The following is a 22,803-nucleotide window of genomic DNA, read 5'->3' on the forward strand; positions in this document are numbered from 1 at the left end:
CAGGTCACACTCGCCGCCATGCCCCGGGCGCGAGTCCGTCGAGCGCCACGTCCCCGATCGCCACCCGCACCAGGCGTAGCGTCGGCAGCCCGACCGCGGCGGTCATGCGCCGCACCTGGCGGTTGCGGCCTTCGCGCAACGTGATCTCCAGCCAGGCGTCCGGCACGGTCTTGCGGAAGCGCACCGGCGGATCGCGCGGCCACAGCGCCTGCGGTTCGATCCGCCGCGCCGCCGCGGGCCGGGTCGGCCCGTCGCGGAGCACCACCCCGTCGCGCAAGGGTTGCAGGCGGGCGTCGTCCGGATCGCCCTCCACCTGCACCCAGTAGGTCTTCGGCTGCCGGTGCCGCGGATCGGTCAGCCGGTGCGCCAGCGCGCCGTCATCGGTGAGCAGCAGCAGGCCTTCCGAGTCGAAGTCCAGGCGGCCGGCCGGATACACGCCGGCCGGCAATCCGAAACCCGCCAGGGTGGGGCGCGGCGGCGTGCTGCGGTCGGTGAACTGGCACAGCACGCCGTAGGGCTTGTTGAACGCGATGAGCATGCAGGTGGCGCATCGTACGCCACCTGCCCTGGCGGTCAGTCGAACAGCCAGCCGAACTGCATGCCCACGCCCCAGTCCTCGAGGTCGCCGCGGCGCTCGAAGTGGCCCTGCAGCGAGAACACCATGTCCGCGCGCAGGAACGAGACGCCGGCGCGCAGGCCCAGCCCGTTGCGCTCGCCGTGGTCGTGCATGGCCACCGTGACCGGTCCGGCGGCGGTGGCCGGACGCGAGGCGACCTGCACTTCGTCGATCAGGAAGTCGTGCTCCCAGGCGAGTTCCAGCCACGGGCTGGCGACGGTGCCGTCGCCGCCCGGCCGGAAGCTCGACAGCCGCAGGCCGAGCCGGTTGCGCAGGCTCTCGAAGCTGTCCGCGTCGAACGCCTGCGCGAAGCCGGTCGCGCCGGACTCGACGTAGCCGTCCTGGTCCACGTGGTCGTAGGCGACCTGGTCGAACACGGTGATGCCGTCGCGCAGCTGGAATCCGCCACCCAGGCGCAGGCCGATCGCCTCGCCATCGTGCGTGCTGCCGGCGATGTCGCCGAACAGCGTGCGCCGCTGGACGCGGTATTCCTGGCTGGAGTACATGGCCACGCCTTCCAGGTAGCCGCGCGCGAAACCGTGGCTGGCGTACAGGCCGCCCTGCAGGCTGCGGGTGGTGCCGTGCGCGGCCGTGGTCGTGGTGGCGCTGTCGCCGTAGCCGAGCGCGACGCCGAGCGTGGTCGCGTCGCCGAGACGGAAATCGAGGCCGGCCAGGCCGCCGGTGGTGGCGACGTCGAACGCGCCGGCGCTGCCGGCGCCCTGGAACGTCGCCTCGCTCGCGTAGTACTGGATCCAGGGACCCTCGTGGGTGCGCTGGGTGCGGTCCTGAGCGGCGGCGCGGCGGCTGTCGTCGAGCACGCGCAGGCGCTGGTCCATGACCCTGGCGACCAGCCCCGAGGCGTGGGCGGTGCCGGCACCGAAACCGAGCATCGCGCCGGAATCCGGCGGCAGCGTCACCCGCAGCAGCGCCTGGTCCGCGTCGTACACCAGCGCGCTGTCGATGCTGTCCACGAGGTTGTCGGTGAAGCCGGAGAACGCACCGCTGACGCCGCCGCCTGCCTCCACCAGCACGATGTCGTTGTAGCCGAGCAGCAGGCTGCCCGGGTCGGTCACGGTGACGTGCACCTGCCCGCCCAGGGTGGCCGTGCCGGTCGCCTCGATCCGGCTGCTGTCGCTGCCGGACACGTTGGAGTACAGGTGCAGGCTGCCATCGGCGGACTGTGCGAAATCGCCCGCGATCGCGAGCACGCCGTCGCCGGAGACCAGCACGCCGGCGTTCTCGACGTCGCCATTGAACGCATATCCCAGCGCCTGCAGGGTCGCGCCCGCGTGCACGTGGGTGTTGCCGGTGAGCGTGCCGCCGACCAGCACCAGGGTGCCGGCATTGACGTGCGCGCTGGTGAAGCCGACTTCCGCGTCGCCGGCGAGGGTGAACATGCCGGCGCCGTTCTTGTGCAGCGCTTCGGCACCGAGCAGGCTGCCGTCGAGGCGGCCGGCCAGGCCGGCACCGACGTCGAGCACCAGCACGTCGTTGCCGCCACCCAGGTCGATGTCGCCGCGGGTGATGGAGTTGTCGGCCAGGGTCACATTGTCGTCGCCCGCGCCCAGGGTCACCGCGTTGCCGCCACAGTCGAGGACGCCGCTGTTGATCACGCTGGTGGCGCCCGCGCCCGTGCCGGACACGCAGGCCGCGGCGCTGGTGATGCTGCCGCGGTTGGTGACGTGCGAGGTGCTGCCGCTGTCGAGCTGCACCGCGGCCAACCGCCCGGAGGCCGCGATCGTGCCGCTGTTGTACAGCGAGTTGCCCGCGCCCTGCAGCGCCACGCCCGCGCCGGCGCCGGCGGCGATGCTGCCCTCGTTGAGCACCGAGTTGTCGTTGCCGATGACGAACACGCCATGGGCCGAGCCGCCGCTGGTGGCGATGGTGCCGTTGCCGCCATTGACCAGGGTGTTGCCGTCGCCGGCCGCCATCATCCCGTAGGCGTAGTCGCCGTCGCTGGTGATGGCGCCGAGGTTGTACAGCGAGTTGCCGCCGCCCCACGCGGACGACAGGCCCACGGAGGATCCCCCGGTGGTGGCGATGGTGCCGACGTTGCCGGCCGTGTTGCCGCTGCCCTGGAGCGCGATGCCGTGCGCGAGCACGCCGCTGGTCGTGATGCCGCCCTGGTTGACCAGCGTGCTTCCGGTCCCCGAGATCTGGAACAGGCCGGCGCTGTTGACGCCCGAAGTGGCGATGTCGCCCTCGTTGACGACGTAGTTGTCGTCGCCGTCCACCTGCGCGCCGGAGGCGAGGTCCCCGGTGGTGGCGATGTTGCCGGTGTTGGACACGGTGTTGCCGTTGCCGCTCGCGGCCAGCGCGTCGGCGTTGTAGCCGGCGGTGTCGATGCTGCCGATGTTGCTGACCATGTTGCGATCGCCGCCGCGGGCGTACAGTCCGGCGGCGCCTTCGCCCGTGGTGGTGACCGCGCCGGTGTTCAGCAGGGCGTTGTCGCTGCCCACGACCAGGCCACCGGCGGCATGGTCGCCGCTGGTGGCGATGCTGCCCACGCTGTACACGGAGTTGCCATCGCCGCGCGAGTCCATGCCCGCGGCATCGCGGCCCGCGGTGGCGATCTCGCCGAAGTTGGTCACCTCGTTGCCGTCGCCGTGGCTCTGGACGCCGGTGGCATCGGCGCCGGAGGTGGCGATGCGGCCGCCCTCCAGGTTGCCGACGTACATGCCGCCGCCGATGTTGCGCAGGCCGCTGGCGGCGTCGCCGGTGGTGGCGATCGCGCCGTAGTTGAACATGGAGCCGTCGTCGCCGGTCGAATGCATGCCGTCGGCCTGCTGGCCGCTGGTGGCGATGGTGCCGGACGCATGGTTCAACACGACGTTGTCGTTGCCCGTCGTGCGCAGGCCGCGGGACCCGGCGCCGCCGGTGGTGACGGCGCCGACGTTCTCGAGCCGGTTGTCGTCGCCGGTGGCGGACATCGCGTCCGAGTCGTCGCCGCTCGTGCCGATGTTGCCGGTGGAGTGGTTGAAGGCCCGGTTGCCGTCGCCCAGAATCGCGATGCCGCCGGCGTCGTTGCCGGCGGTGGCCAGGCTGCCGCCGTTGCCGGTGATGGTGCCGTTGCCGGCGATGGCGATCGCGTGCGCGTCGTCGCCGGAGGTGGCGATGCTGCCGTTGTTGTAGACGTTGGTGACGCCGCTGCCGCCGCCGTCGCCGACGGCCAGGATACCGACGGCGCCGGCCCCGCTGGTGGTGATGCCGGCGCCGTTGTGGGTGGTGTTGCCGGTGCCGTCGGTGGCGATGCCGTGCGCGGACACGCCGGTGGTCTCGATCGCGCCATGGTTGGACACGGCATTGCCGTCGCCCCAGGCGCTGATGCCGTGCGCGTCGTCGCCGCCGGTGCGGATCGTGCCGAGGGTGTCGTTGACCACGGTGTTGCCGTCGTCCGACGCCCGGATGCCGGCCGACAGGGCGCCGGCGGTCTCCACCAGGCCGCTGTTGTAGGCGGCCTTGCCGCCGAACACCAGCCGGATGCCGTCGCTGAAGTCGCCGCTGGTGCTGACGGTGCCACCGCGGTTCTCGACCGCGGCGACCGCGTCGAAGCCGTTGGCGTCGATCGCGTGCGAGGCCACCCCCAAGGTGGCGACGGTCCCGGTGTTGAGGATGAAGCCGCCGCCGCGGTTGAGCTCGATGCCGGTGGAGCGTGCACCGTTCATGGTGATGGTGCCGGCGTTGTGGATGGTGCCGTTGCCGTGCATCGCGATGCCCTGGCTGGAGTCGCCGTTGCCGGTGATGCTGGCGCCGGCATACACCGCGACCAGGTTGTCGTCGCCGACCACCTCGATGCCCTGGGCACCGTCGATCCGTCCGGCGGAGGCGTCGAGCGTGCCGGGACGGTCGTAGGTGCCGTTGGTGGTGAGCGAACCCTCGACCTGGACCACGTTGCCGTTGCCGGCCACCGAGATCGCATCGGCGTCGTTGCCGTGGGTGGTGATGGCGGCGCCGGAGGCGACACCGATGCCCTGGAACATGCCGGCGCCCTGGTTGCCTTCGCGGCGAATGCCGTCGGCGCCCAGGCCGTGGGTGGTGACGGTGCCGAACAGCGTCACCAGGTGGTCGTTGCCCTGCGCGAGGATGCCGTGCGACTGCTCGCCGGTGGTTTCCACGCTTCCGGAGCTCTGCACGCTGCCGCCGTTGCCCAGCTCGATCGCCAGTCCGCTGGCTACAGGGCCGGTGGTGGCGATGGTGCCGAAGTTGAGCAGTTGCGACCCGTCGCCGATCGCGTGCAGCCCGTGGCTGCCGGCGCCGCCGGTGGTGACCGTGCCCTGGTTGGAGAGCTGGTTGCCGGTGCCGACCGCGGCCATGCCCGCGGCGTTCTGGCCCGAGGTGCTGATGGTGCCGGAACTCATCAGCGCGTGGTTGTCGTCGCCGGTGAAGTGGACGCCGGCGGCGAACGCGCCGGTGGTGGTGATCACGGCATCCTCCAGGCTGATGCCGTTGCGGTTGCCCGCGATGTCGATGCCCTGCGCGCCGAACGCGTTGCCGTTGGTGGCGTCCGATCCGGCGATGCCGCCGGACGTGCCGGACGTGGTGATGGACCCGCTCCAGACGTAGAGCAGGTGGCCGTCGCCGGTCACCTCGATGCCGTCCGCGTCCTCGCCCGTGGTCGCGACGGCGCCCCGGTGCACGACCGCCCAGTCGGTCGGCCCCACCCAGTTGCCGTCGATGGACATGCCGTCCGCGCCGAGGCCCGAGGTGGCGATGGTGGAGCCCGTGGCGGTCGCCAGCATGTTGTCGTCGCCGGTGGCGGCCATGCCCGCGGCGCCGAGGCCGGAGGTGGTCACCGCGCCCTCGTTGTTGATGCGGTTGCCGGTGCCGGTGACCGCCAGGGCGGCTGCCGCCAGGCCGGTGGTGTCCACGGTCCCGGTGTTGTGCACCAGGCCGCTGCTGCCGACGCCGTAGAGGCCCTGCGCGTTGCTGCCGCCGGTGGTGACGGCGCCGTGGTTGGCGATGCTGTAGCTGGCACCGGACGCCTGCATGCCGCTCGAGTTGGTGCCGGTGGTGGCGATCGTGCCGTAGTTGGCCTGGATGTTGCCGGTGCCGCCCGCATGCATGCCGGCCGCCGCCTGGCCGGCGGTGGTGATGCTGCCTTCGTTCATCAGCAGGTTGTCGTCGCCCTCGGCACGCAGGCCGTCGCCCTCCATGCCGCCGGTGGCGATCGTTCCGGTGGCCTGGTTGTGGAGCGTGTTGCCGTCGCCGATCGCGCGCGCGCCACGCGAGGTGAGGCCGCTGGTGGAAAGGCCGGCTGCGTTGCGCACCGTGTTGCTGTCGCCGACGACCAGGACCGCATCCGCGTTGTTGCCGGTGGTGGCAATGGATCCGGCGGCGTTGTCCGCATTGTTGCCGTCGCCGGTGATGCCGATGCCGTGGCCGTTGCTGCCCGAGGTGGCGATGGTGCCGGTATTGACGATGGTATTGCCGCCACCGGTGACCTCGATCGCCTGCGCGCCCAGCATGCGGCCGTCGTATTCCATGCCCGGTCCGAAGCTGGAGGCGCTGGTCGAGAGGTGGCCGGCGTTGGCGATGTGGTGCGCGTTGCCTTCGACCGCGATGGCGTCCGCGTCCGTGCCGGAGGTGGCGATGGTGCCGGCATTGGCGACGTCCGCGGCGGCGGGGCCCACGCCATCCATGATCATGAGCAGTCCGTTCGCGCCGGTCCCGGACGTGGTGATGGTGCCGTTGTTCAGCAGGCGCATGTCGTTGGCGAACGTGCTGAACGCGCTCATGCCGTTCGAGCTGTCGCCGGTGGTGGTGATGTCGCCGTCGTTGGTGTTCGTGGTGGCGACGCCCATGACGGTGATGCCGGTGGAGAAGCTGCCCGAGGTCGTGATCGACGCGCCGGCGGCGTTCGTGATCGCGCCGTTGACCAGACCCTCGCCACTGATCGCGTGCGAATCGAAGCCGTCGGTGGCAACGGTGCCGTTGTTGGTGATCGTGGTGCCGTCGCCGCCGGCGGCGATGCCCCGGGCGAGGCTGCCCGTGGTCGAGACCCCGCCGTCGTTGACGATCGTGTTGGTGCCGCCGTTCGCCTCGATGGCGTTGGCACCGGTGTTGGACACCGTGGAGCCCGCGAGCACCGTGATCGTGTCGTTGCCTGCGCCGGAGTCGACGCCGTCCGTGTCCGGGCCGCCGTCGCCGTTGTCGCAGACGACGACGTCGTCGCCGGCGTCGATCGGCGCGGTCGCGGGCGTGGGCTTGCAGTCGGCCAGGGCCTGGCCGGCGATCCACGGTGCGAGCACCAGGAAGATGGCGGCGGAAAGCTTGTGGGTGCGCATGGCGATGCCTCGGGGAGCGTGTTTGCGGGAGTGCCCTTGCTAGTTCGCAAACCGCGCCCCGGAAGCGCCAGCGCGGCGCTCCGTTCAGGCAATTTCAGGGTTTTCCTACGCGCTGCGCGAGGCCGCGCCGTCGCCGCGGTCGCTCCGCGCCTGCGCGTGCAGCCAGTCGCGGAACAGTTGCAGGCCGCGGTGGTCCGCCGAGCGCGGCGGGTACACCAGGTAGTGCGCGAAGTCGCTGGGCAGGTGGTTGCAGCTCAGGACCTGCAACTGCCCGGCGTCCACCAGCGAGCGCGAGCGCACCAGCCTGCCGAGTGCGACGCCCATGCCGGCGACGGCGGCGCGATGCAGCGACTCGAGGTCGTCGAAGGAGGCGACGTAGCGCGGCGGCGCTTCGCCGCCGTACCTGGCGAACCAGGCCTCCCAGGGGTTGGGCGCGATTTCGCCCAGCAGCGGCCAGCGGTGCAGGGTGGCGTCTGTGGGCATGCCGTGGCGCGCGATCAGTGCCGGACTGGCGACCGGCGCCAGGGTTTCGTCCAGCAGGTGCTCCGCGGCCACGCCGGGCCACGTGCCGGCACCCATGCGCAAGGCGGCGTCCACGCCGCGGTCGCGGTCGAAGTCCACCAGGCGTTCGGACGACAGCAGGTTAAGTTGCAGCTGCGGGTGATCCGCGCCAGCAGGCGTTCGCCGTCGGCGGTCAGGCGCACGCCGCGCGGCCCGCGCTCGAACAGGCGCCGGCCCAGGTGTTCCTCGAGCCCGCGGATCTGGTGGCTGAGCGCACTCACGGTGACGTGCTGGGCCTCCGCCGCGCGCGTCAGGTTGCCGCTGCGGGCGGCGGCCACGAAGCCCGACAAGGCGTGCAGGGGAAGGCGGCTCATCTTGAATCCTTCTCAAGCCTGGCTTGCAGGAATATCGCTTTTTCAGCGCGAATCATGCGCCTAGGCTTGTCCGCACTTCAACAACACGGGCTTCGGCCCGGGGACAGGACCGCCATGGACCACCGCTTCTTCAGGGACCTGCTGTCGCTGCAGGGCTTCCCCTTGTCCGTCGACCCGCCGGACGGGCCGCAGCCGCCCCGCGACGGGGCCCGCTATGCCCGCCACTACGGCAATCGCGAAGCGTCCGCGCGCGCGTTCGCGTCCTACGGCCGGCATGCGCAGCGCGCCGCCGGGCAACCCGAATGCCCGGCGGGCGCCTGCTGCTGATCCGCTACAGCGTCCCGAGCGCCGCGTTGAACGTGGCGCTCGGGCGCATCGCCCGGGCCATCGCCTCGGGGTCGGGGCGGTAGTAGCCGCCGATGTCCACGGCCTGGCCCTGCACCGCGATGAGCTCGGACACGATCTTCTCCTCGTCCTTCGCCAGGGCCTCGGCCAGCTTCGCGAAGCGCGCCTTGAGTTTCGGGTCGCGGTCCTGCGCCGCCAGCGCCTGCGCCCAGTACAGCGCCAGGTAGAAGTGGCTGCCGCGGTTGTCGATGCCGCCGAGCCGGCGGGTCGGCGACTTGTCGTTCTCGAGGAAGCGCGCGTTGGCCTCGTCGAGGGCGTCGGCCAGCACCCGCGCGCGCGCGTTGCCGGCGTGCTCGGCCAGGTGCTCGAGCGAAGCCGCCAGCGCCAGGAATTCGCCCAGCGAATCCCAGCGCAGGTAGTTCTCGGCCAGGAACTGCTGGACGTGCTTGGGCGCGCTGCCGCCGGCGCCGGTCTCGAACAGGCCGCCGCCGGCCATCAACGGCACCACCGACAACATCTTGGCGCTGGTGCCCAGCTCCATGATCGGGAACAGGTCGGTCAGGTAGTCGCGCAGCACGTTGCCGGTGACCGAGATGGTGTCCTCGCCGGCGCGGATGCGCGCCAGCGAATACCGCATCGCCTCGACCGGCGGCAGGATGCGGATGTCCAGGCCGTCGGTGTCGTGCTCGCCCAGGTAGCGCTCGACCTTGGCGATGATCTGCGCGTCGTGCCCGCGCTGCGGGTCGAGCCAGAACACCGCCGGCGTGGCCGACAGCCGCGCGCGCGTCACCGCCAGCTTCACCCAGTCGCGGATCGGTGCGTCCTTGGTCTGGCACATGCGCCAGATGTCGCCGGGGGCGACCTCGTGCTCGAGCAGCACGTTGCCGGCCTCGTCCACCACGCGCACGGTGCCGGCGGCGTCGAGCTGGAAGGTCTTGTCGTGCGAGCCGTACTCCTCGGCCTTCTGCGCCATCAGGCCGACGTTGGGCACGCTGCCCATGGTCGCCGGGTCGAACGCACCGTTGGCCTTGCAGTCCTCGATCACCGCCTGGTAGATGCCGGCGTAGCAGCGGTCGGGGATCACCGCCTTGGCGTCCTGCAGTTCGCCGTCGGCGTTCCACATGCGGCCGCCGTCGCGGATCATCGCCGGCATCGAGGCGTCCACGATGACGTCGCTGGGCACGTGCAGGTTGGTGATGCCCTTGTCCGAGTTGACCATCGCCAGCCCGGGGCGCTGGTCGCGCAGGGCGGCGATGTCGCGCAGGATCTCGTCCTGCTTGTCCTGGGGCAGCTGCGGCAGGCGCGCGTGCAGGTCGCCGATGCCGTTGTTCGGATTGAAGCCGACCGCGTCCAGCGCCTCGCGGTGCTTCTCCAGTACCGGCCCGTAGAACGCTTCGACGGCGACGCCGAACATGATCGGGTCGGAGACCTTCATCATCGTCGCCTTCAGGTGCAGCGAGAACAGCACGTCCTGCGACCTGGCATCGGCGAGCTGCGCGTCGAGGAAGCGAGCCAGCGCGGCATGGCGCATGCGCGCGGCGTCGATCACTTCGCCGGCCTGCAACGGGAAGGCTTCCTTCAGTACGCGGACACCGCCATCGGCGGCGGCGAACTCGATCCGCACCCGCGTCGCCTCGTCGACCGTGACCGAGCGCTCGCTGCCGTAGAAGTCGTCGGCCTCCATGTGCGCGACGTGGGCCTTCGAACCCTTGTCCCAGGCCGCCATGCGGTGCGGATGCTTGCGCGCGTAGTTCTTCACCGAGGCCGGCGCGCGGCGGTCGGAGTTGCCCTCGCGCAGCACCGGGTTGACGGCGCTGCCCTTGACCCTGTCGTAGCGCGCGCGGGCGTCCTTCGACGCCGCGTCGGTCACCTCGTCCGGGTAGTCCGGAAGCGCGTAGCCCCTGGCCTGCAGCTCGGCGATCGCCGCCTTGAGCTGCGGCACCGAGGCGCTGATGTTGGGCAGCTTGATGATGTTGGCGTCCGGCGTGGTCGCGAGCTTGCCGAGCTCTGCGAGGTCGTCGCCGACGCGCTGGTCGTCGCGCAGGACGTCGGGGAACTGGGCCAGGATGCGCCCGGACAGGGAGATGTCGCGGGTCTCGACCGCGATGCCGGCGGTGCGCGCGTAGGCGGCGACGATGGGCAGCAGCGACTGCGTCGCCAGCAGCGGCGCCTCGTCGGTGAGGGTGTAGATGATGCGGGAGTCGGGCATGGCGCGCTCGCGGTTCCTGTGCGGGGCCTGCCATTGTAGGACCGGGGGCGCGCGCGGCGCCCCCGGGTGTTCCCTTGGCGGCCCGGATTACTGGACTTCGAACTCGCGGGTCTGCACGACCATGCCGTTGTTCGAGATCTCCAGGCGGTAGGTGCCCGTCGGCCAGCCGTCCGGCTTGGTGATGCTGAAGTCGGTGACCTGCGGGCCGGCCGGGATCGACTTCTCCTGGGTGTCGACGACCTGGCCGTCCTCGAAGGTCCACGTCGCGGTCAGGGTGCCGGCCATCGCGCCGTCGGTGGCGACCGAGGCGTGGATGGTGTCGCCGCTGGTGAAGGTGGTGGCCGGGGTGCTGATGCGGTTGTCGCTGCCGACCGCGGAACCCAGGTCCACCGTGGTCACGGTCAGGCCGGTGGTGGCGTCGGTGTCCATCGCCGAGGTGTCGGTGGTGGCCGGCGGCATGTCGCCGGTGGCGCCGGTGGTGTCGGTCGCCGGCGTGGTGTCGCGGTCCGCGGTGTCGTTGGCGTCGCGGTTGCAGCCGGCCAGCGCGAGGCCGGCGACCAGGATCGCGGCGATGGCCGCGTTCAGTGCAGTGCGCTTCATGGGGTGGGTCTCCTCTGGGGGGAAGGGAAGGACTTGGAGCGTCAGTCGGGCAGGCGCAACACCTGGCCGGGGCGGATCAGGTCGGGGTCGTCGATCTGGTCGCGGTTGGCCTCGAAGATCTCCTGCCAGCGGCTGGCCTTGCCGTAATGCCGCTGCGCGATCGCCGACAGCGTGTCGCCGGACTGGACCGTGTAGCTGCCGCCGCCGTCGCGCGCCGGCGTGGTGTCGGCATTGCCGACCACGTTGGAGAAGTCGGCCTTGCCGGTCGGCCCGTTGCCGGGCTTGGTGTCGCTGCTGCTGCGGACGTTGCCGAAATCTCTGTTGCCAGCATCGGCGTTACCGCCGCTGCTGCCGCCGCTGCGGCTGGGCTTCAACGACAGCTTGCCGGGATCGTTGGGGGTGTTGGCCATCGTGTTCTCTCCTGCACGGCACGGGACCGGCGCAGGGTCACACGGCGGGCGTGAAGCCCGCATCGTCGCGTGTTCAGCCGCTCCGGCGGCGCGCGCGGGGGCCTACTGGCGCAGGTCGCGGCCGGGCGCGGGCGGCGGCGTGCCGGGCGTGGCGCGCCAGGGATTGATGTCGAGGCCGCCGCGGCGGGTGTAGCGCGCTTCCACCGAGAGCGCGCGCGGGCGGCAGCGCGCCATCAGGTCCACGAAGATGCGCTCCACGCACTGCTCGTGGAACTCGCAGTGGTCGCGGAACGACACCAGGTAGCGGAGCAGGCCGGCATGGTCGATGCGCGGGCCGGCGTAGGCGATGCGCACGCTCGCCCAGTCGGGTTGGCCGGTGACCGGACAGTTGGACTTGAGCAGCTGCGAGCGCAGGACTTCCTCCGCTTCCTTCCCTGCCTCCGCCCGCAGCAGCTCCGGCCGGGGCGGGCCGTAGCAGTCGACGTCCACGTCGAGCGCGTCGATGTCCACGCCGTCGCCCCCCGCGACCGCCTCCGGTACGCCGTCGCGCACGCGGACCGGGCCGCCGGCGGCGCGCGACAGGTCGTCGGCAATGCGCACGCGCACCGCTGCGGCATCGTCGAAGCGGGTGGCGTTGAGCGAGTTCAGGTACAGCTTCAGCGACTTCGACTCGACCAGCTGCGGCGTGTCGGCGGGCACTTCCAGCGTCAGCGCCGCCATCACCGGCTTGCCGCGCGGGTCCAGCCAGGACACCTCGTAGGCGTGCCAGCGGTCGTGGCCGTCGAACGGCAGCGGGCCGCCGTCGAGGCCGAGCGCCTCGCGGCCCAGCGCGCGCGGGATCGGGTAGAGCAGGCCGGGGTCGTACTCGCGCGGGTAGTCGACGGTGCGACCCAGCGGCAGCGCGTTCGGGTCCATGGCGCCGATCCTACCCGCGGTGCTCGCGCGCGAGGTATTCGGCCGAGCGCATCTCGATCAGGCGCGAGGCGGTGCGCTCGAAGGCACCGGCGAGGCGCTCTCCCGTGTAGAGCGAGGTCGGCGGCGCGTCGGCGCAGCAGACCAGCTTGACCTGGCGGTCGTAGAGCTCGTCGACCAGGGTGACGAAGCGGCGCGCGGCGTCGTCCATGCGCGGTCCCATCACCGGGATGCCGCCGAGCAGCACGGTGTGGAACTCGCGCGCGACCTCGATGTAGTCGGTCGCCGAGCGCGGTCCCTCGCACAGGGCTTCGAAATCGAACCAGGCCATGCCCTGGCCGCGCGCGCGCACCGGGATGCGTCGGCCGTCCACCTGGATGCCGGCGTCGCGGTGGTCGTCGTCGCCGCCGAGCTCGCGCCAGCGCTGCTCCAGCCAGGCGTCGGACCGATCGTCGAGCGGCTGCCGGTAGACCGGCGAGCGGGTCAGCGCGCGCAGGCGGTAGTCGTGCGGGCTGTCGAGCTCGAGCACCGCGCAGTGCCTCTCGATCAGCGCGATCGCGGGCAGGAAGCGCGCGCGCTGCAGGCCGTCCCGATAGAGCCCTGAGGGCTGGATGTTGGAACTGGTCACCAGCACCACGCCCTCGGCGAACAGGCGGTCGAGCAGGCGCCCGAGCAGCATCGCGTCGCCGATGTCGCTGACGAAGAATTCGTCCAGCACCAGCACCCGCAGGCTGCTGCGCCACTCGCGCGCGATCGCGGCCAGCGGATCGCGTTCGCCGGCGTGCTCGCGCAGGCTCTCGTGCACCGAACGCATGAAGCGGTGGAAGTGGGTGCGGCGCTTCTCGGCGATCGGCAGCCCGTCGAAGAACAGGTCCACGAGGAAGGTCTTGCCGCGGCCGACGCCGCCCCACAGGTAGAGGCCGCGCGGCGGTTCCGGGTCGCGTCCGAGCAGGCGCCCCATGAACCCGCGCGCGTTGCCGGTCGCCACCGCCTGGTGGATACGGTCGAGCTCCCGCAGCGCCGGATGCTGGGCCGGATCGTCCTGCCAGTCGCCGCGCTGGACCCCCGCGGCGTAGCGCTGCGACGGCAGCGCCGCCCCGGTTTCATTCATCGGGCAGCCACGCGCGCACGCCGTTGCGGATGGCGCCGCGCAGGTCGATCAGCTTGCGGTGGAAGAAGTGGCTGGCGCCGGGCATGCGCACCACTTCGGGCGGTTGCGGCAGCGACTCGAGCCAGGCGTACACCGCCCCTGGGTCCACGATCTCGTCGGCCTCGCCCTGGACCACCAGCCACGGGCAGGTTGGCGGCACGATCGCGTCCATGTCCCAGGCGCGCCCTACCGGCGGCGCGATCGAGACCAGCCCGGACGGCTGCAGCTCCGCCGCCAGCTTGAGCGAGACGTAGGCGCCGAAGCTGAAGCCGGCCAGCCACAGGGCCGCGTCGGGGCGCTGCGAGCGCACCCAGCCGGCCACCGCGCGCAGGTCGTCGGCCTCGCCGTCGCCGGCATCGAAGCTGCCCTCGGAGGCGCCGACGCCGCGGAAGTTGAAGCGCACCGTGTCCACGCCGCACTCGCGCAGCGCGCGCGAGGCCATGGTCACCACCTTGTTGTGCATGGTGCCGCCCTCGGTGGGCAGCGGGTGGCAGACGATGGCCACCACCGGACGCGGGCGCTCGGCGCGATCGACCGCGAGCTCGAGCGCGCCGGCGGGGCCGGCGATCGAGAGCGTGCCGGATTCGGCGGGGAATGCAGGGCCGGTCATGCGCCCATGATACGAGGGGGCCGCGTCAGAGCTGCGAGAGCATCCAGTCGACGGTGGCCTTGACCTGGTCGTCGGTCAGCGCCGGGTTGCCGCCCTTGGCCGGCATGATGCCGCCGTCGGGGCCGGTGTAGCCCTCGATCGCGTGGCGGTAGAGCGTTTCCTGGCCCTGCGCGATGCGCGCGGTCCAGTCGGCGGCGGTCAGGGTCGGTGCATTGCCGACACCGGCGGTGTGGCAGCCGGTGCACAGGTTGTTGTAGATGACCGAGCCGTCCATGGTGCCGCCGTAGGCGACCTGGGACGCGGCGGCGGCCTCGGCGGCCGCGGCTGCGGCGGCCTGCGCGGCGGCGCCGGTGGCGCCGGCATAGACCGCGCCGGCCGGGGCGATGCGCGCCTGCTCGCGCTGCTGCGCGGCGGGGGAGACTTCCGGCGGGATCACGTTGTTGATGTAGGTGGCGAGCGCGATCAGGCCGATCGTGACGACGGCCAGGAAGGCGATCACCAGCGAGAAGCGCTTGAGGAAGTCGAGGTCGTAGTTGCGCACTGGCCGCTCTCTGTGATTCGGTGGATGCTGGCGCGCCTGGAGGGATTCGAACCCCCGACCAATGGCTTCGGAAGCCACTACTCTATCCGGCTGAGCTACAGGCGCGTGGGTGCAATTCTCGCATGAAGCGGCTGAAACTGTACTGGCAACTGGTGCGCGGGGACCGGCCGATCGGCTGGCTGCTGCTGCTGTGGCCGACCTGGTGGGGGCTGTGGCTGGCCGCCGGAGGGGTGCCGCCGCTTTGGCCGCTGCTGGTGTTCTCGCTGGGCGTCTGGCTCACCCGCTCGGCCGGCTGCGTGATCAACGACTACGCCGACCGCTGGCTCGACGGGCAGGTGGAGCGCACCCGCAACCGGCCGCTGGCCACCGGCGCGGTGTCCGGGCGCGAGGCGCTGGCGGTGTTCGCGGTGCTGATGCTGGTCGCGTTCGCGCTGGTGCTGACCCTCAACCGTCTGACCGTCTACCTGAGCTTCGTCGGCATCGTGCTGGCGATGACCTATCCCTACCTCAAGCGCTACACCTACCTGCCGCAGGTCTACCTGGGCATGGCCTTCGGCTGGGGCATCCCGATGGCCTTCGCCGCGATCCAGGGCGAGGTGCCGCCGATCGCCTGGGTGCTCTACGGCGCCAACATCCTGTGGTCCACCGCCTACGATACCTGGTACGCGATGGTGGACCGCGACGACGACATCCGCATGGGCGCGAAGTCCACCGCGATCCTGTTCGGCGACCTCGACCTGGTCGCGCAGGGCGTGCTGTACGCGCTGTTCTTCGGTGCGATGGCGCTGGTGGGGCGCAACGCGCAGCTCGGCGACTGGTACTGGATCGGGCTCGGGGTCGCGCTCCTGCTGGTGGCCTACGAGTTCGTGATCGCGCGCCACCGCGAGCGCGGTGCGCTGTTCCGCGCGTTCCTGCACAACCACTGGGTCGGCGCCACGATCTTCGCCGGGCTGGCGCTGGCGTTGTGGCGGCAGGCCGCGTGAACGCCGCCGGGGGCGCGGGGATGCTGGAGCGGCTGGCGCTGCGCAGCGCCGCGTTCGCCGAGCGCTGGTTCCCGGACGCCTGGGTGTTCGCGGTCGTCGGCGTGCTGGTGGTGGCGGGGTTCGCGCTCGGCTTCGGCGCGAGCCCGGGCGACACCGCGCAGGCCTTCGGCGGCGGCTTCTGGAGCCTGATCCCCTTCACCATGCAGATGGCGTTCGTGGTCATCGGCGGCTACGTGGTCGCGACCGCTCCGGCGATCGCGCGGCTGATCGACCGCATCGCGCGCTGGCCGCGCACCGGGCGCGGCGCGGTCGGCTTCGTGGCGCTGGCGAGCATGCTGACCTCGCTGCTGAGCTGGGGCTTCTCCCTGGTGTTCGCCGGGCTGCTGGTGCGCGCGCTGGCCAAGCGCACCGAACTGCGCATGGACTACCGCGCGGCCGGCGCCGCCGCCTACCTGGGCCTCGGCGCGGTGTGGGCGATGGGCCTGAGCTCCTCGGCGGCGCAGTTGCAGGCGAACCCCGCGAGCATGCCGCCTGGGCTGCTGCCGATCACCGGCGTGCTGCCGTTCTCCGAGACCATCTTCCTGTGGCAGTCGATCCTGCTCACCGCGATCCTCATCGCGGTGTCGCTGGCGGTGGCGTGGTGGACCGCGCCGCGCGGCGGCGACGCGCGCACGATCGAGGCGTTCCCGGAGGCGCTGGACGCGACCGCGCCGCTGCCGGCAGCCGGTCGCCCATCGCGCCCGGGCGAGTGGCTCGAATACAGCCCGCTGCTGACCATCGCGCTGTTGCTGCTCGGCTTCGGCTGGCTGTGGCTGGAATTCAGCGGCAAGGGGCCGATGGCCGCGATCGCCAACCTCAACACCTACAACTTCCTGTTCCTGTCGCTGGGCCTGCTGCTGCACTGGCGTCCGCGCAGCTTCCTGGACGCGGTGTCGCGCGCGGTGCCGTCCACCGCCGGCGTGCTGATCCAGTTCCCGCTGTACGGCGGCATCGCGCTGATGCTGACCGGCGTGCCCGGCGCCGACGGCGAGACCCTGGCGCACCGGCTGTCCACGCTGTTCGTGCAGGTGGCCACCCACGACACCTTCGCCGCGGTGATGGGCAGCTACTCGGCGGTGCTCGGCTTCTTCGTGCCGTCCGGCGGCGGCAAGTGGATCGTCGAGGCACCGTACGTGATGCAGGCCGCGAACGAGCTGCAGTTCCACCTCGGCTGGGCGGTGCAGGTCTACAACGCCGCCGAGGCCCTGCCCAACCTGGTCAACCCGTTCTGGATGCTGCCGCTGCTCGGCGTGCTCGGGCTGCGCGCGCGCGACATCGTCGGCTTCACCTTCGTGCAGCTCGTGGTGCACGTGCCGCTGGTGCTCGGCCTGCTATGGCTGTTGGGCACGACATTGCAGTACGTGCCGCCGGTGATGCCTTGATCAAGGCACTCGCGCGCACACCCAGGCGTCCACGCGCTCGACCCCGGCCGCGCGCAGCGCGTGCGCCGCGGCGTGCAGCGTCGCGCCCGTGGTCATGACGTCGTCCACCAGGGCGACGTGCCGTGGCAGCGCGTGCTTCTGCGGCGGGACCGCGAACGCGCCGCGCAGGTTGGCGCGGCGGGCGGCGGCGTCGAGCTCGGATTGCGGCGCGGTCGCGCGGGTGCGCGCGAGCAGGCCGCGGTGCAGCGGCAGGCGCAGGGTGCGCGCGACGAAGCGCGCCAGTTCCAGCGCCTGGTCGTAGCCGCGGCTCCGCAGGCGCGCGCGGTGCAGCGGCACCGGCACCAGCGCCTGCGGCCGCGGCGCCATCGCGCAGGACGCGGCCAGCAGCGCCGCCAGCAGGCGGCCGGCGGCGAGGTCCTGGTGGAACTTGAAGCGCGGTTGCCACTGGTCCACCGGGGCGCCGTACAGCAGCGGCGCGACCACGTGGGTGACCGGCGGCGGCGTCCGCCGGCAGGCCGGGCAGGGCAGGCTCGGCGCGCGGTCCGGGAGCGGGCGCGCGCAGCCCGGGCAGCGGTGCGGGTTCCAGGGCAGGCGCGCGGTGCAGTCCTCGCACAGGTCCAGGGCGCCGGCGACCGGCTCGCCGCAGCCGAGGCAGTGCGGGCGCCACGGCAGCAGCCGGCGCAGGCGGGCGCAGGGACCGTCAACCCGGGGCGATGGCGTTTGGTTGACAGGGGGTGGCATGGTTTCCAGACTGGCAGGCCCGCCGCCGCGCGCTCCATCGGGAATCGCCCATGCCTGCCGTCCGCCAAGCCCCCACGCCCCTCCGCCACGACTGGCGACGCGAGGAAGTGCTGGCGCTGTTCGCGCTGCCGTTCACCGAGCTGCTGTACCGCGCCGCCAGCGTGCACCGCGAGCACTTCGACCCCTCCGAGGTGCAGGTGAGCACGCTGCTGTCGGTGAAGACCGGCGGTTGCCCGGAGGATTGCGGCTACTGCCCGCAGGCCGCGCGCTACCACACCGGTGTGGACGCCACCAAGCTGATGGGCACCGACGCGGTGCTGGAGAAGGCACGCCAGGCCAAGGCCGCCGGCGCCTCGCGCTTCTGCATGGGCGCGGCCTGGCGTTCGCCCAAGGACCGCGACATCCCCAAGGTGGCGGAGATGATCCGCGAGGTGAAGGCGCTGGGCCTGGAGACCTGCGCCACCCTGGGCATGCTGTCCGAGCCGCAGGCGCAGGCGCTCAAGGCGGCCGGCCTGGACTACTACAACCACAACCTCGACACCGCGCCCGAGTTCTACGGCGAGATCATCCACACGCGCGAGTTCCAGGACCGCCTGGACACGCTGTCGCACGTGCGCGACGCGGGCATGAAGACCTGCTGCGGCGGCATCGTCGGGATGGGCGAGTCGCGCGAGCAGCGCGCCGGCCTGCTGCAGGCGCTGGCCACGCTGCCGGCGCATCCGGACTCGGTGCCGATCAACCGCCTGGTGCAGGTCGCGGGCACCCCGCTGTCGGGCACCGCGGAGCTGGACCCGTTCGAGTTCGTGCGCACCATTGCGGTCGCCCGCATCCTCATGCCGAAGTCCATGGTGCGGCTGTCGGCCGGGCGCGAGCAGATGTCGGACGAGTTGCAGGCGCTGTGCTTCGCCGCCGGCGCCAACTCGATCTTCTACGGCGAGAAGCTGCTGACCACCGGCAACCCCGATACCGAGCGCGACCAGGCGCTGTTCGCGCGCCTCGGGCTGGTGCCGATGCAGGTCACGGTGGACGCACCGGACCACGACCACGCGGGCACGGTCCACGCCACGATCACTGACGCGCCCACCGACGTTCCGGCCAAGGCCGTCGCCTGACATGGTCCGCCCGCGGCTGGAGGAGCGGATCGCGGCACAGCGCATGCAGCGCGAGGCGCTGTCGCGGCGCCGCGTCCGGCGCACGGTAACGCGCCGCGACGGCGTCGGCGCCGAGGTCGACGGCCGCTGGCTGGTGGACTTCTGCGGCAACGATTACCTGGGCCTGGCGCAGCACTTCGTGGTGGTGGACGCGCTGCAGGATGCGGCTGCCCGCCATGGCAGTGGCGGCATCGCCTCGCACCTGGTCAGCGGCCACCATGCCGTGCACGCCGCGCTCGAACGCGAGCTCGCGGATTGGCTGCAGGTCCCGGCCGCGCTGCTGTTCGGCAGCGGCTTCATGGCCAACGTGGCGGTGCTGCAGTCGCTGCTCGGCGACGACGACGTGTGCGTGCAGGACCGACTCAACCACGCCAGCCTGGTGGACGCCGCGCGGCTGGCCGGCTGCCGCCTGCGTCGCTACCCGCACGGCGATGTCGAAGGCGCGATCCGCCAGCTCCGCGCGCTGCCGGAATCGGCCGCGGTGCTGGCAACCGACGGCGTGTTCAGCATGGATGGCGACATCGCGCCGCTGCGCGAACTCGCGCTGCTGGCGCGCGCGCAGCATGCGCTGCTGTACGTGGACGACGCGCACGGTGCCGGCGTGCTCGGCCCGGAAGGCCGCGGCAGCGTCGCAGCGGCCGGGCTCGATGTCGCGCAGGTGCCGCTGCGCCTGGTGACGCTCGGCAAGGCGCTCGGCAGCCATGGTGCCGCCGTGTGCGGCAGCGCCGACCTGGTCCAGCACCTGGCGGAGACCGCGCGCCCGTACATCTACACCACCGCGATGCCGCCGGCGCAGGCCGCGGCCGCGCTCGCCGCGGTCCAGCTCGCCCGCCGCGAGCAGTGGCGCCGCGACAAGCTGCAGGAATCCATCGCCCACTTCCGTGCCGGCGCGCGCCAGCGCGGGTTGCCGCTGCTGCCTTCCGAAACCCCGATCCAGCCGCTGCTCTGCGGCGACGACCGCGCCGCGCTGGCGATGTCGCGCGCGCTGGAGGAGCGCGGCTTCTGGGTCGCCGCGATCCGGCCGCCGACCGTGCCCGAGGGTCGCGCGCGCCTGCGCATCACCCTCGGTGCCGGGCACGAGCGCATGCAGATCGACGCCCTGCTGCAGGCGCTCGAGGACGCGGCCGAACAGGCCGGCCTGCGCGGCGCCGCGGCGACCGCATGAGCGCGGCGCTCCCGGATCGCCGCCGTGCGCTGGCGGCGATCTCGCTGGCGCTGCTGTCGGCGCTCTTCTTCAGCCTGACCTACGTGCTCAACCGCGCCATGGCCACCGACGGCGGCCACTGGGCGTGGACCGCGTCGCTGCGCTACCTGGTGACGCTGCCGCTGCTGTGGCCGCTGATGCGCTGGCAGGGCGGCAGCGCGCCGGTGCTGCGCGCGATCCGCGCGCATCCGGGGCCATGGCTGGGCTATTCGGCGATCGGCTTCGTGCTGTTCTATGCGCTGCTGTCGTTCGCGGCCAGCAGCGGGCCGTCATGGCTGGTCGCCGGGACCTTCCTGTTCACGGTGATCGCCGGGATGCTGTGCGCGCCGCTGATCTATTCCGACGAGCGCCGGCGGATCCCGCGCGCGGCCTTCGCCATCGGCGTGCTGGTGTTCGCGGGCGTGCTGATGATGCAGCTCGGGCACGCCGACGGCGGGCTCGACGGCGCCGGCTGGTTCGCGCTGGCGTGCCTGCTGGTGGCGGCGTTCGCGTTCCCCCTCGGCAACCGCCTGCTGCTGCTGCACCTGGAGCGCAGCGGCGAGGACCTCAACGCGACCCAGCGCGTGTACGGCATGACGCTGGCGAGCCAGCCGCTGTGGTGGGCGCTGGCCGCGTACGCGTGGTGGCGAACCGGTCTGCCGCCGCTGTCACAGCTGCTGCTGGCCGCGGTGGTCGCGCTGAGCGCGGGCGTGGCCGCCAAGATCCTGTTCTTCCAGGCCACCGGCATGGTGCGCGACCAGCCGGTCGCGCTCGGCGCGGTGGAGGCGATGCAGGGCGCGGAACTGCTGTTTGCCACCGTGTTCGGGGTGCTGCTGCTGCACGAAGCCTGGCCGCAGGGCGTCGCGCGCTGGGGCGCGCTGGTGGTGCTGTGCGGGATCGTCGGGTTCGCCTGGCTGGTGGCGCGACCGCAGGCGCGCAACCCGCGCGCGGTGCGCGCGCTGCGCACGGATCGCGGCGCATGAGCGGCGGCGGCCTGCACGTGGATGTCGTCGGCAATGGACCGCCGCTCGTCCTGCTGCACGGCTGGGCGATGCATGGTGGCGTCTTTGCACCCCTGGTGGCGCGCCTGCGCGCGGTGCGCACGCTGCACGTGGTGGACCTGCCCGGCCACGGCCACAGCGTCGGCTGCGAGGTGCCGCTGGCGCTCGAGCCCTGCACCGAAGCGGTCGCACGCGCGGTCCCCGAAGGCGCGCCCTGGTGCGGCTGGTCGCTGGGCGGGCTGGTCGCGCTGCACGCAGCCGCGACCCGGCCCGACGCGGTGCCGGCGCTGGCGATGCTCTGCGCCAGCCCGCGCTTCGTGCGCGGCGACGACTGGAAGTACGGCGTGTCCGCGGAGATCTTCCGCGACTTCGCCGCCGGCCTGCGCAGCGACTACCGCGGCACCCTGGACCGCTTCGTCGCGCTGGAGGCGTTCGGTTCCGAGCACGCGCGCGACGAGATCCGTGCCCTGCGCGACGAACTGTTCGCACGCTGCGAGCCAGCGGCCGCGGTGCTGGCCGACGGGCTCGAGCTGCTCGAGTCGGCCGACCTGCGCCACGTGCTCCCGGGCCTGCGCGCGCCGAGCCTGTGGCTGGCCGGCCGCCGCGACCGCCTGGTCGACCCGCGCGCCATGCGCGAGGCCGCGGTGCTCGCCGGCGGCGCGTTCGAGGTCGTCGAACACGCCGGCCACGCGCCCTTCCTGACCCACGCCGACGCGGTCGCCGCGCGGCTGCTAGCCTTCCTGGACGACCCCGCATGAACCGCCCGGATCCACGTACCGGCTTCGACCAGCGCCAGGTGCGGCGCGCGTTCTCGCGCGCCGCGCACGGCTACGACGCCGCCTCTGCGCTGCAGCGCGCCGTGGAAGTGCAATTGCTCGAGTCGCTCGAGTTCTGGCCGGCGAAGTACGGCGAGCGCGCGCCGGAACGGTTGCTCGACCTCGGCAGCGGCCCGGGGCGGGGCGCGATGGCGCTGCGCAAGCGCTGGCCGAAGGCGCGCGTGCTCGCAATCGACCTCGCGTTGCCGATGCTGCGCGAGGCGCGCCGCCGCGCCGGCTGGAATCCCCTGCGCCGCGGCATCGACCGGATCTGCGCCGATGCCCGGGCGTTGCCGCTGGCGCCGGAAAGCCTGGACCTGCTGTTCTCCAACCTGTGCCTGCAGTGGGTGGAGGACCTGCCGGCGGTGCTCGCCGGTTTCCGGCGCGCGTTGCGCCCGGGCGGGATGCTGCTGGTCTCGACCTTCGGCGCGGACACCCTGCACGAGCTGCGCTGGTCGTTCGCGCAGGCGGACGACGCGCCGCACGTGAGCCGCTTCGTGCAGATCGCCGAGTTCGGGGATGCGCTGATGCACGCCGGCTTCCGCGATCCGGTGCTCGACCGCGACATCACCGAGACCCACTACGCCGACCTGCCGGAGTTGATGCGCGAACTGCGCACGCTGGGCGCCACCAACGCGCTGCGCGACCGCCGCGGCACGCTCACCGGCAAGGCCCGCTTCGCGCGCGCCGCCGAGGCCTATGCCGGGGAGTTCACCACCCCGCGCGGCCTGCGCGCGACCTGGGAAACCATCACCGCCGTCGCCTGGGCGCCCGAAGCCGGCGCCCCCATCCGCGAAGCCGGCGCCGAGATCGCCACCTTCCCCGCCGCGCGCATCCCCATCCGGCGGCGGTCTTGACACTCTTCTTTGGCCACAGATTTCACAGATAAAAAAGGATTTGTTCGCTGCGAGCTGTCGGGTCGCAGGGAAACCGGATCGCTTTTTGATCCTTTTCAA

18 protein-coding genes, 1 tRNA gene and 1 pseudogene are annotated in these 22,803 nt (G+C 72.2%); 8 read left to right on the forward strand and 12 right to left on the reverse strand.

Annotated features, from left to right (window positions below):
• Positions 1-4 precede the first annotated feature (4 nt).
• From E4F25_RS08235 to E4F25_RS08245, 3 genes and pseudogenes are all read right to left on the reverse strand, one after another.
• Positions 5-538, reverse strand: a complete 534-nt coding sequence (locus E4F25_RS08235) for a pseudouridine synthase (RefSeq protein ID WP_140909675.1) — start codon at positions 536-538, stop codon at positions 5-7.
• A gap of 35 nt (positions 539-573) precedes the next feature.
• On the reverse strand, positions 574-6,900 hold the full coding sequence (locus E4F25_RS08240) for a hypothetical protein (RefSeq protein ID WP_140909676.1): 6,327 nt from the start codon (positions 6,898-6,900) through the stop codon (positions 574-576).
• 83 nt (positions 6,901-6,983) lie between these two features.
• Positions 6,984-7,775 (reverse strand): annotated as a pseudogene (locus E4F25_RS08245) (LysR substrate-binding domain-containing protein); the annotation flags it as partial.
• Between the two features lie 114 nt (positions 7,776-7,889).
• Here E4F25_RS08245 and E4F25_RS08250 point away from each other — a divergent pair.
• On the forward strand, positions 7,890-8,102 hold the full coding sequence (locus E4F25_RS08250) for a hypothetical protein (protein ID WP_140909677.1): 213 nt from the start codon (positions 7,890-7,892) through the stop codon (positions 8,100-8,102).
• A 4-nt stretch (positions 8,103-8,106) separates the two neighbouring features.
• Here E4F25_RS08250 and E4F25_RS08255 read toward each other — a convergent pair whose 3' ends face one another.
• The 8 genes from E4F25_RS08255 to E4F25_RS08290 form a co-directional block, all read right to left on the reverse strand.
• Positions 8,107-10,329 (reverse strand): NADP-dependent isocitrate dehydrogenase, encoded by a 2,223-nt coding sequence (locus E4F25_RS08255; RefSeq protein ID WP_140909678.1) that lies wholly within the window; start codon positions 10,327-10,329, stop codon positions 8,107-8,109.
• 87 nt (positions 10,330-10,416) lie between these two features.
• The gene (locus E4F25_RS08260) at positions 10,417-10,929 is read right to left on the reverse strand and encodes a hypothetical protein (protein WP_140909679.1); all 513 of its coding nucleotides are present in this window, start codon (positions 10,927-10,929) and stop codon (positions 10,417-10,419) included.
• Between the two features lie 41 nt (positions 10,930-10,970).
• Entirely contained in the window at positions 10,971-11,339 is a 369-nt protein-coding gene (locus tag E4F25_RS08265; protein ID WP_181168245.1) for a LysM peptidoglycan-binding domain-containing protein, read from the reverse strand.
• Positions 11,340-11,441: 102 nt separating this feature from the next.
• Complete coding sequence (queF, locus tag E4F25_RS08270; RefSeq protein ID WP_140909681.1) at positions 11,442-12,254, reverse strand: NADPH-dependent 7-cyano-7-deazaguanine reductase QueF; 813 nt, start codon at positions 12,252-12,254, stop codon at positions 11,442-11,444.
• A gap of 10 nt (positions 12,255-12,264) precedes the next feature.
• Positions 12,265-13,362, reverse strand: coding sequence for a cell division protein ZapE (zapE, locus tag E4F25_RS08275; protein WP_140909682.1), 1,098 nt, complete (start codon positions 13,360-13,362; stop codon positions 12,265-12,267).
• On the reverse strand, positions 13,355-14,011 hold the full coding sequence (locus E4F25_RS08280; protein ID WP_140909683.1) for an alpha/beta hydrolase: 657 nt from the start codon (positions 14,009-14,011) through the stop codon (positions 13,355-13,357). The genes zapE and E4F25_RS08280 overlap by 8 nt, the downstream gene beginning before the upstream one ends.
• A gap of 25 nt (positions 14,012-14,036) precedes the next feature.
• Positions 14,037-14,552, reverse strand: coding sequence for a c-type cytochrome (locus E4F25_RS08285; protein ID WP_140909684.1), 516 nt, complete (start codon positions 14,550-14,552; stop codon positions 14,037-14,039).
• Between the two features lie 28 nt (positions 14,553-14,580).
• Positions 14,581-14,657: transfer RNA gene (locus E4F25_RS08290), tRNA-Arg, on the reverse strand.
• Positions 14,658-14,674: 17 nt separating this feature from the next.
• Between E4F25_RS08290 and ubiA the strand changes: the two genes are divergently transcribed.
• Complete coding sequence (gene ubiA / locus E4F25_RS08295; protein WP_140909685.1) at positions 14,675-15,535, forward strand: 4-hydroxybenzoate octaprenyltransferase; 861 nt, start codon at positions 14,675-14,677, stop codon at positions 15,533-15,535.
• Between the two features lie 20 nt (positions 15,536-15,555).
• The gene (locus tag E4F25_RS08300; RefSeq protein WP_181168288.1) at positions 15,556-16,956 is read left to right on the forward strand and encodes a short-chain fatty acid transporter; all 1,401 of its coding nucleotides are present in this window, start codon (positions 15,556-15,558) and stop codon (positions 16,954-16,956) included.
• Here the strand turns inward: E4F25_RS08300 and E4F25_RS08305 are convergent, their stop codons facing one another.
• Positions 16,957-17,697, reverse strand: coding sequence for a ComF family protein (locus tag E4F25_RS08305; protein ID WP_140909686.1), 741 nt, complete (start codon positions 17,695-17,697; stop codon positions 16,957-16,959). It abuts the gene before it with no gap.
• Between the two features lie 50 nt (positions 17,698-17,747).
• Between E4F25_RS08305 and bioB the strand changes: the two genes are divergently transcribed.
• The 5 genes from bioB to bioC are packed head-to-tail and all read left to right on the forward strand — an operon-like array spanning position 17,748 to position 22,704.
• Positions 17,748-18,809: a biotin synthase BioB gene (bioB, locus tag E4F25_RS08310; RefSeq protein WP_140909687.1), complete on the forward strand. Its 1,062-nt coding sequence runs from the start codon at positions 17,748-17,750 to the stop codon at positions 18,807-18,809.
• A gap of 1 nt (position 18,810) precedes the next feature.
• Positions 18,811-20,013, forward strand: a complete 1,203-nt coding sequence (gene bioF, locus E4F25_RS08315; RefSeq protein WP_140909688.1) for an 8-amino-7-oxononanoate synthase — start codon at positions 18,811-18,813, stop codon at positions 20,011-20,013.
• Positions 20,010-21,014 (forward strand): multidrug resistance efflux transporter family protein, encoded by a 1,005-nt coding sequence (locus E4F25_RS08320; RefSeq protein WP_140909689.1) that lies wholly within the window; start codon positions 20,010-20,012, stop codon positions 21,012-21,014. The genes bioF and E4F25_RS08320 overlap by 4 nt, the downstream gene beginning before the upstream one ends.
• Positions 21,015-21,025: 11 nt before the next feature.
• Positions 21,026-21,790 carry a pimeloyl-ACP methyl ester esterase BioH gene (bioH, locus tag E4F25_RS08325; protein ID WP_140910389.1) on the forward strand — a complete coding sequence of 255 codons (765 nt, stop codon included), beginning with the start codon at positions 21,026-21,028 and terminating at the stop codon, positions 21,788-21,790.
• The gene (gene bioC, locus E4F25_RS08330) at positions 21,787-22,704 is read left to right on the forward strand and encodes a malonyl-ACP O-methyltransferase BioC (protein ID WP_140909690.1); all 918 of its coding nucleotides are present in this window, start codon (positions 21,787-21,789) and stop codon (positions 22,702-22,704) included. Before bioH ends, bioC begins: the two co-directional genes overlap by 4 nt.
• Positions 22,705-22,803: the final 99 nt, after the last annotated feature.

The sequence above is a fragment of the Cognatiluteimonas lumbrici genome (assembly GCF_006476065.1).
Classification (GTDB): domain Bacteria; phylum Pseudomonadota; class Gammaproteobacteria; order Xanthomonadales; family Xanthomonadaceae; genus Cognatiluteimonas; species Cognatiluteimonas lumbrici.

What these genes read in the sequence shown, in the direction of transcription:
- bioB (WP_140909687.1), top strand. Translation starts at nt 17,748, where the DNA reads ATGCCTGCCGTCCGCCAAGCCCCCACGCCCCTCCGCCACGACTGGCGA.
- E4F25_RS08280 (WP_140909683.1), bottom strand. Translation starts at nt 14,011, where the DNA reads ATGACCGGCCCTGCATTCCCCGCCGAATCCGGCACGCTCTCGATCGCC.
- E4F25_RS08260 (WP_140909679.1), bottom strand. Translation starts at nt 10,929, where the DNA reads ATGAAGCGCACTGCACTGAACGCGGCCATCGCCGCGATCCTGGTCGCC.
- E4F25_RS08255 (WP_140909678.1), bottom strand. Translation starts at nt 10,329, where the DNA reads ATGCCCGACTCCCGCATCATCTACACCCTCACCGACGAGGCGCCGCTG.
- E4F25_RS08300 (WP_181168288.1), top strand. Translation starts at nt 15,556, where the DNA reads ATGCTGGAGCGGCTGGCGCTGCGCAGCGCCGCGTTCGCCGAGCGCTGG.
- E4F25_RS08240 (WP_140909676.1), bottom strand. Translation starts at nt 6,900, where the DNA reads ATGCGCACCCACAAGCTTTCCGCCGCCATCTTCCTGGTGCTCGCACCG.
- zapE (WP_140909682.1), bottom strand. Translation starts at nt 13,362, where the DNA reads ATGAATGAAACCGGGGCGGCGCTGCCGTCGCAGCGCTACGCCGCGGGG.
- ubiA (WP_140909685.1), top strand. Translation starts at nt 14,675, where the DNA reads ATGAAGCGGCTGAAACTGTACTGGCAACTGGTGCGCGGGGACCGGCCG.
- E4F25_RS08235 (WP_140909675.1), bottom strand. Translation starts at nt 538, where the DNA reads ATGCTCATCGCGTTCAACAAGCCCTACGGCGTGCTGTGCCAGTTCACC.
- E4F25_RS08305 (WP_140909686.1), bottom strand. Translation starts at nt 17,697, where the DNA reads ATGCCACCCCCTGTCAACCAAACGCCATCGCCCCGGGTTGACGGTCCC.
- bioF (WP_140909688.1), top strand. Translation starts at nt 18,811, where the DNA reads ATGGTCCGCCCGCGGCTGGAGGAGCGGATCGCGGCACAGCGCATGCAG.
- E4F25_RS08320 (WP_140909689.1), top strand. Translation starts at nt 20,010, where the DNA reads ATGAGCGCGGCGCTCCCGGATCGCCGCCGTGCGCTGGCGGCGATCTCG.
- queF (WP_140909681.1), bottom strand. Translation starts at nt 12,254, where the DNA reads ATGGACCCGAACGCGCTGCCGCTGGGTCGCACCGTCGACTACCCGCGC.
- bioC (WP_140909690.1), top strand. Translation starts at nt 21,787, where the DNA reads ATGAACCGCCCGGATCCACGTACCGGCTTCGACCAGCGCCAGGTGCGG.
- E4F25_RS08265 (WP_181168245.1), bottom strand. Translation starts at nt 11,339, where the DNA reads ATGGCCAACACCCCCAACGATCCCGGCAAGCTGTCGTTGAAGCCCAGC.
- E4F25_RS08250 (WP_140909677.1), top strand. Translation starts at nt 7,890, where the DNA reads ATGGACCACCGCTTCTTCAGGGACCTGCTGTCGCTGCAGGGCTTCCCC.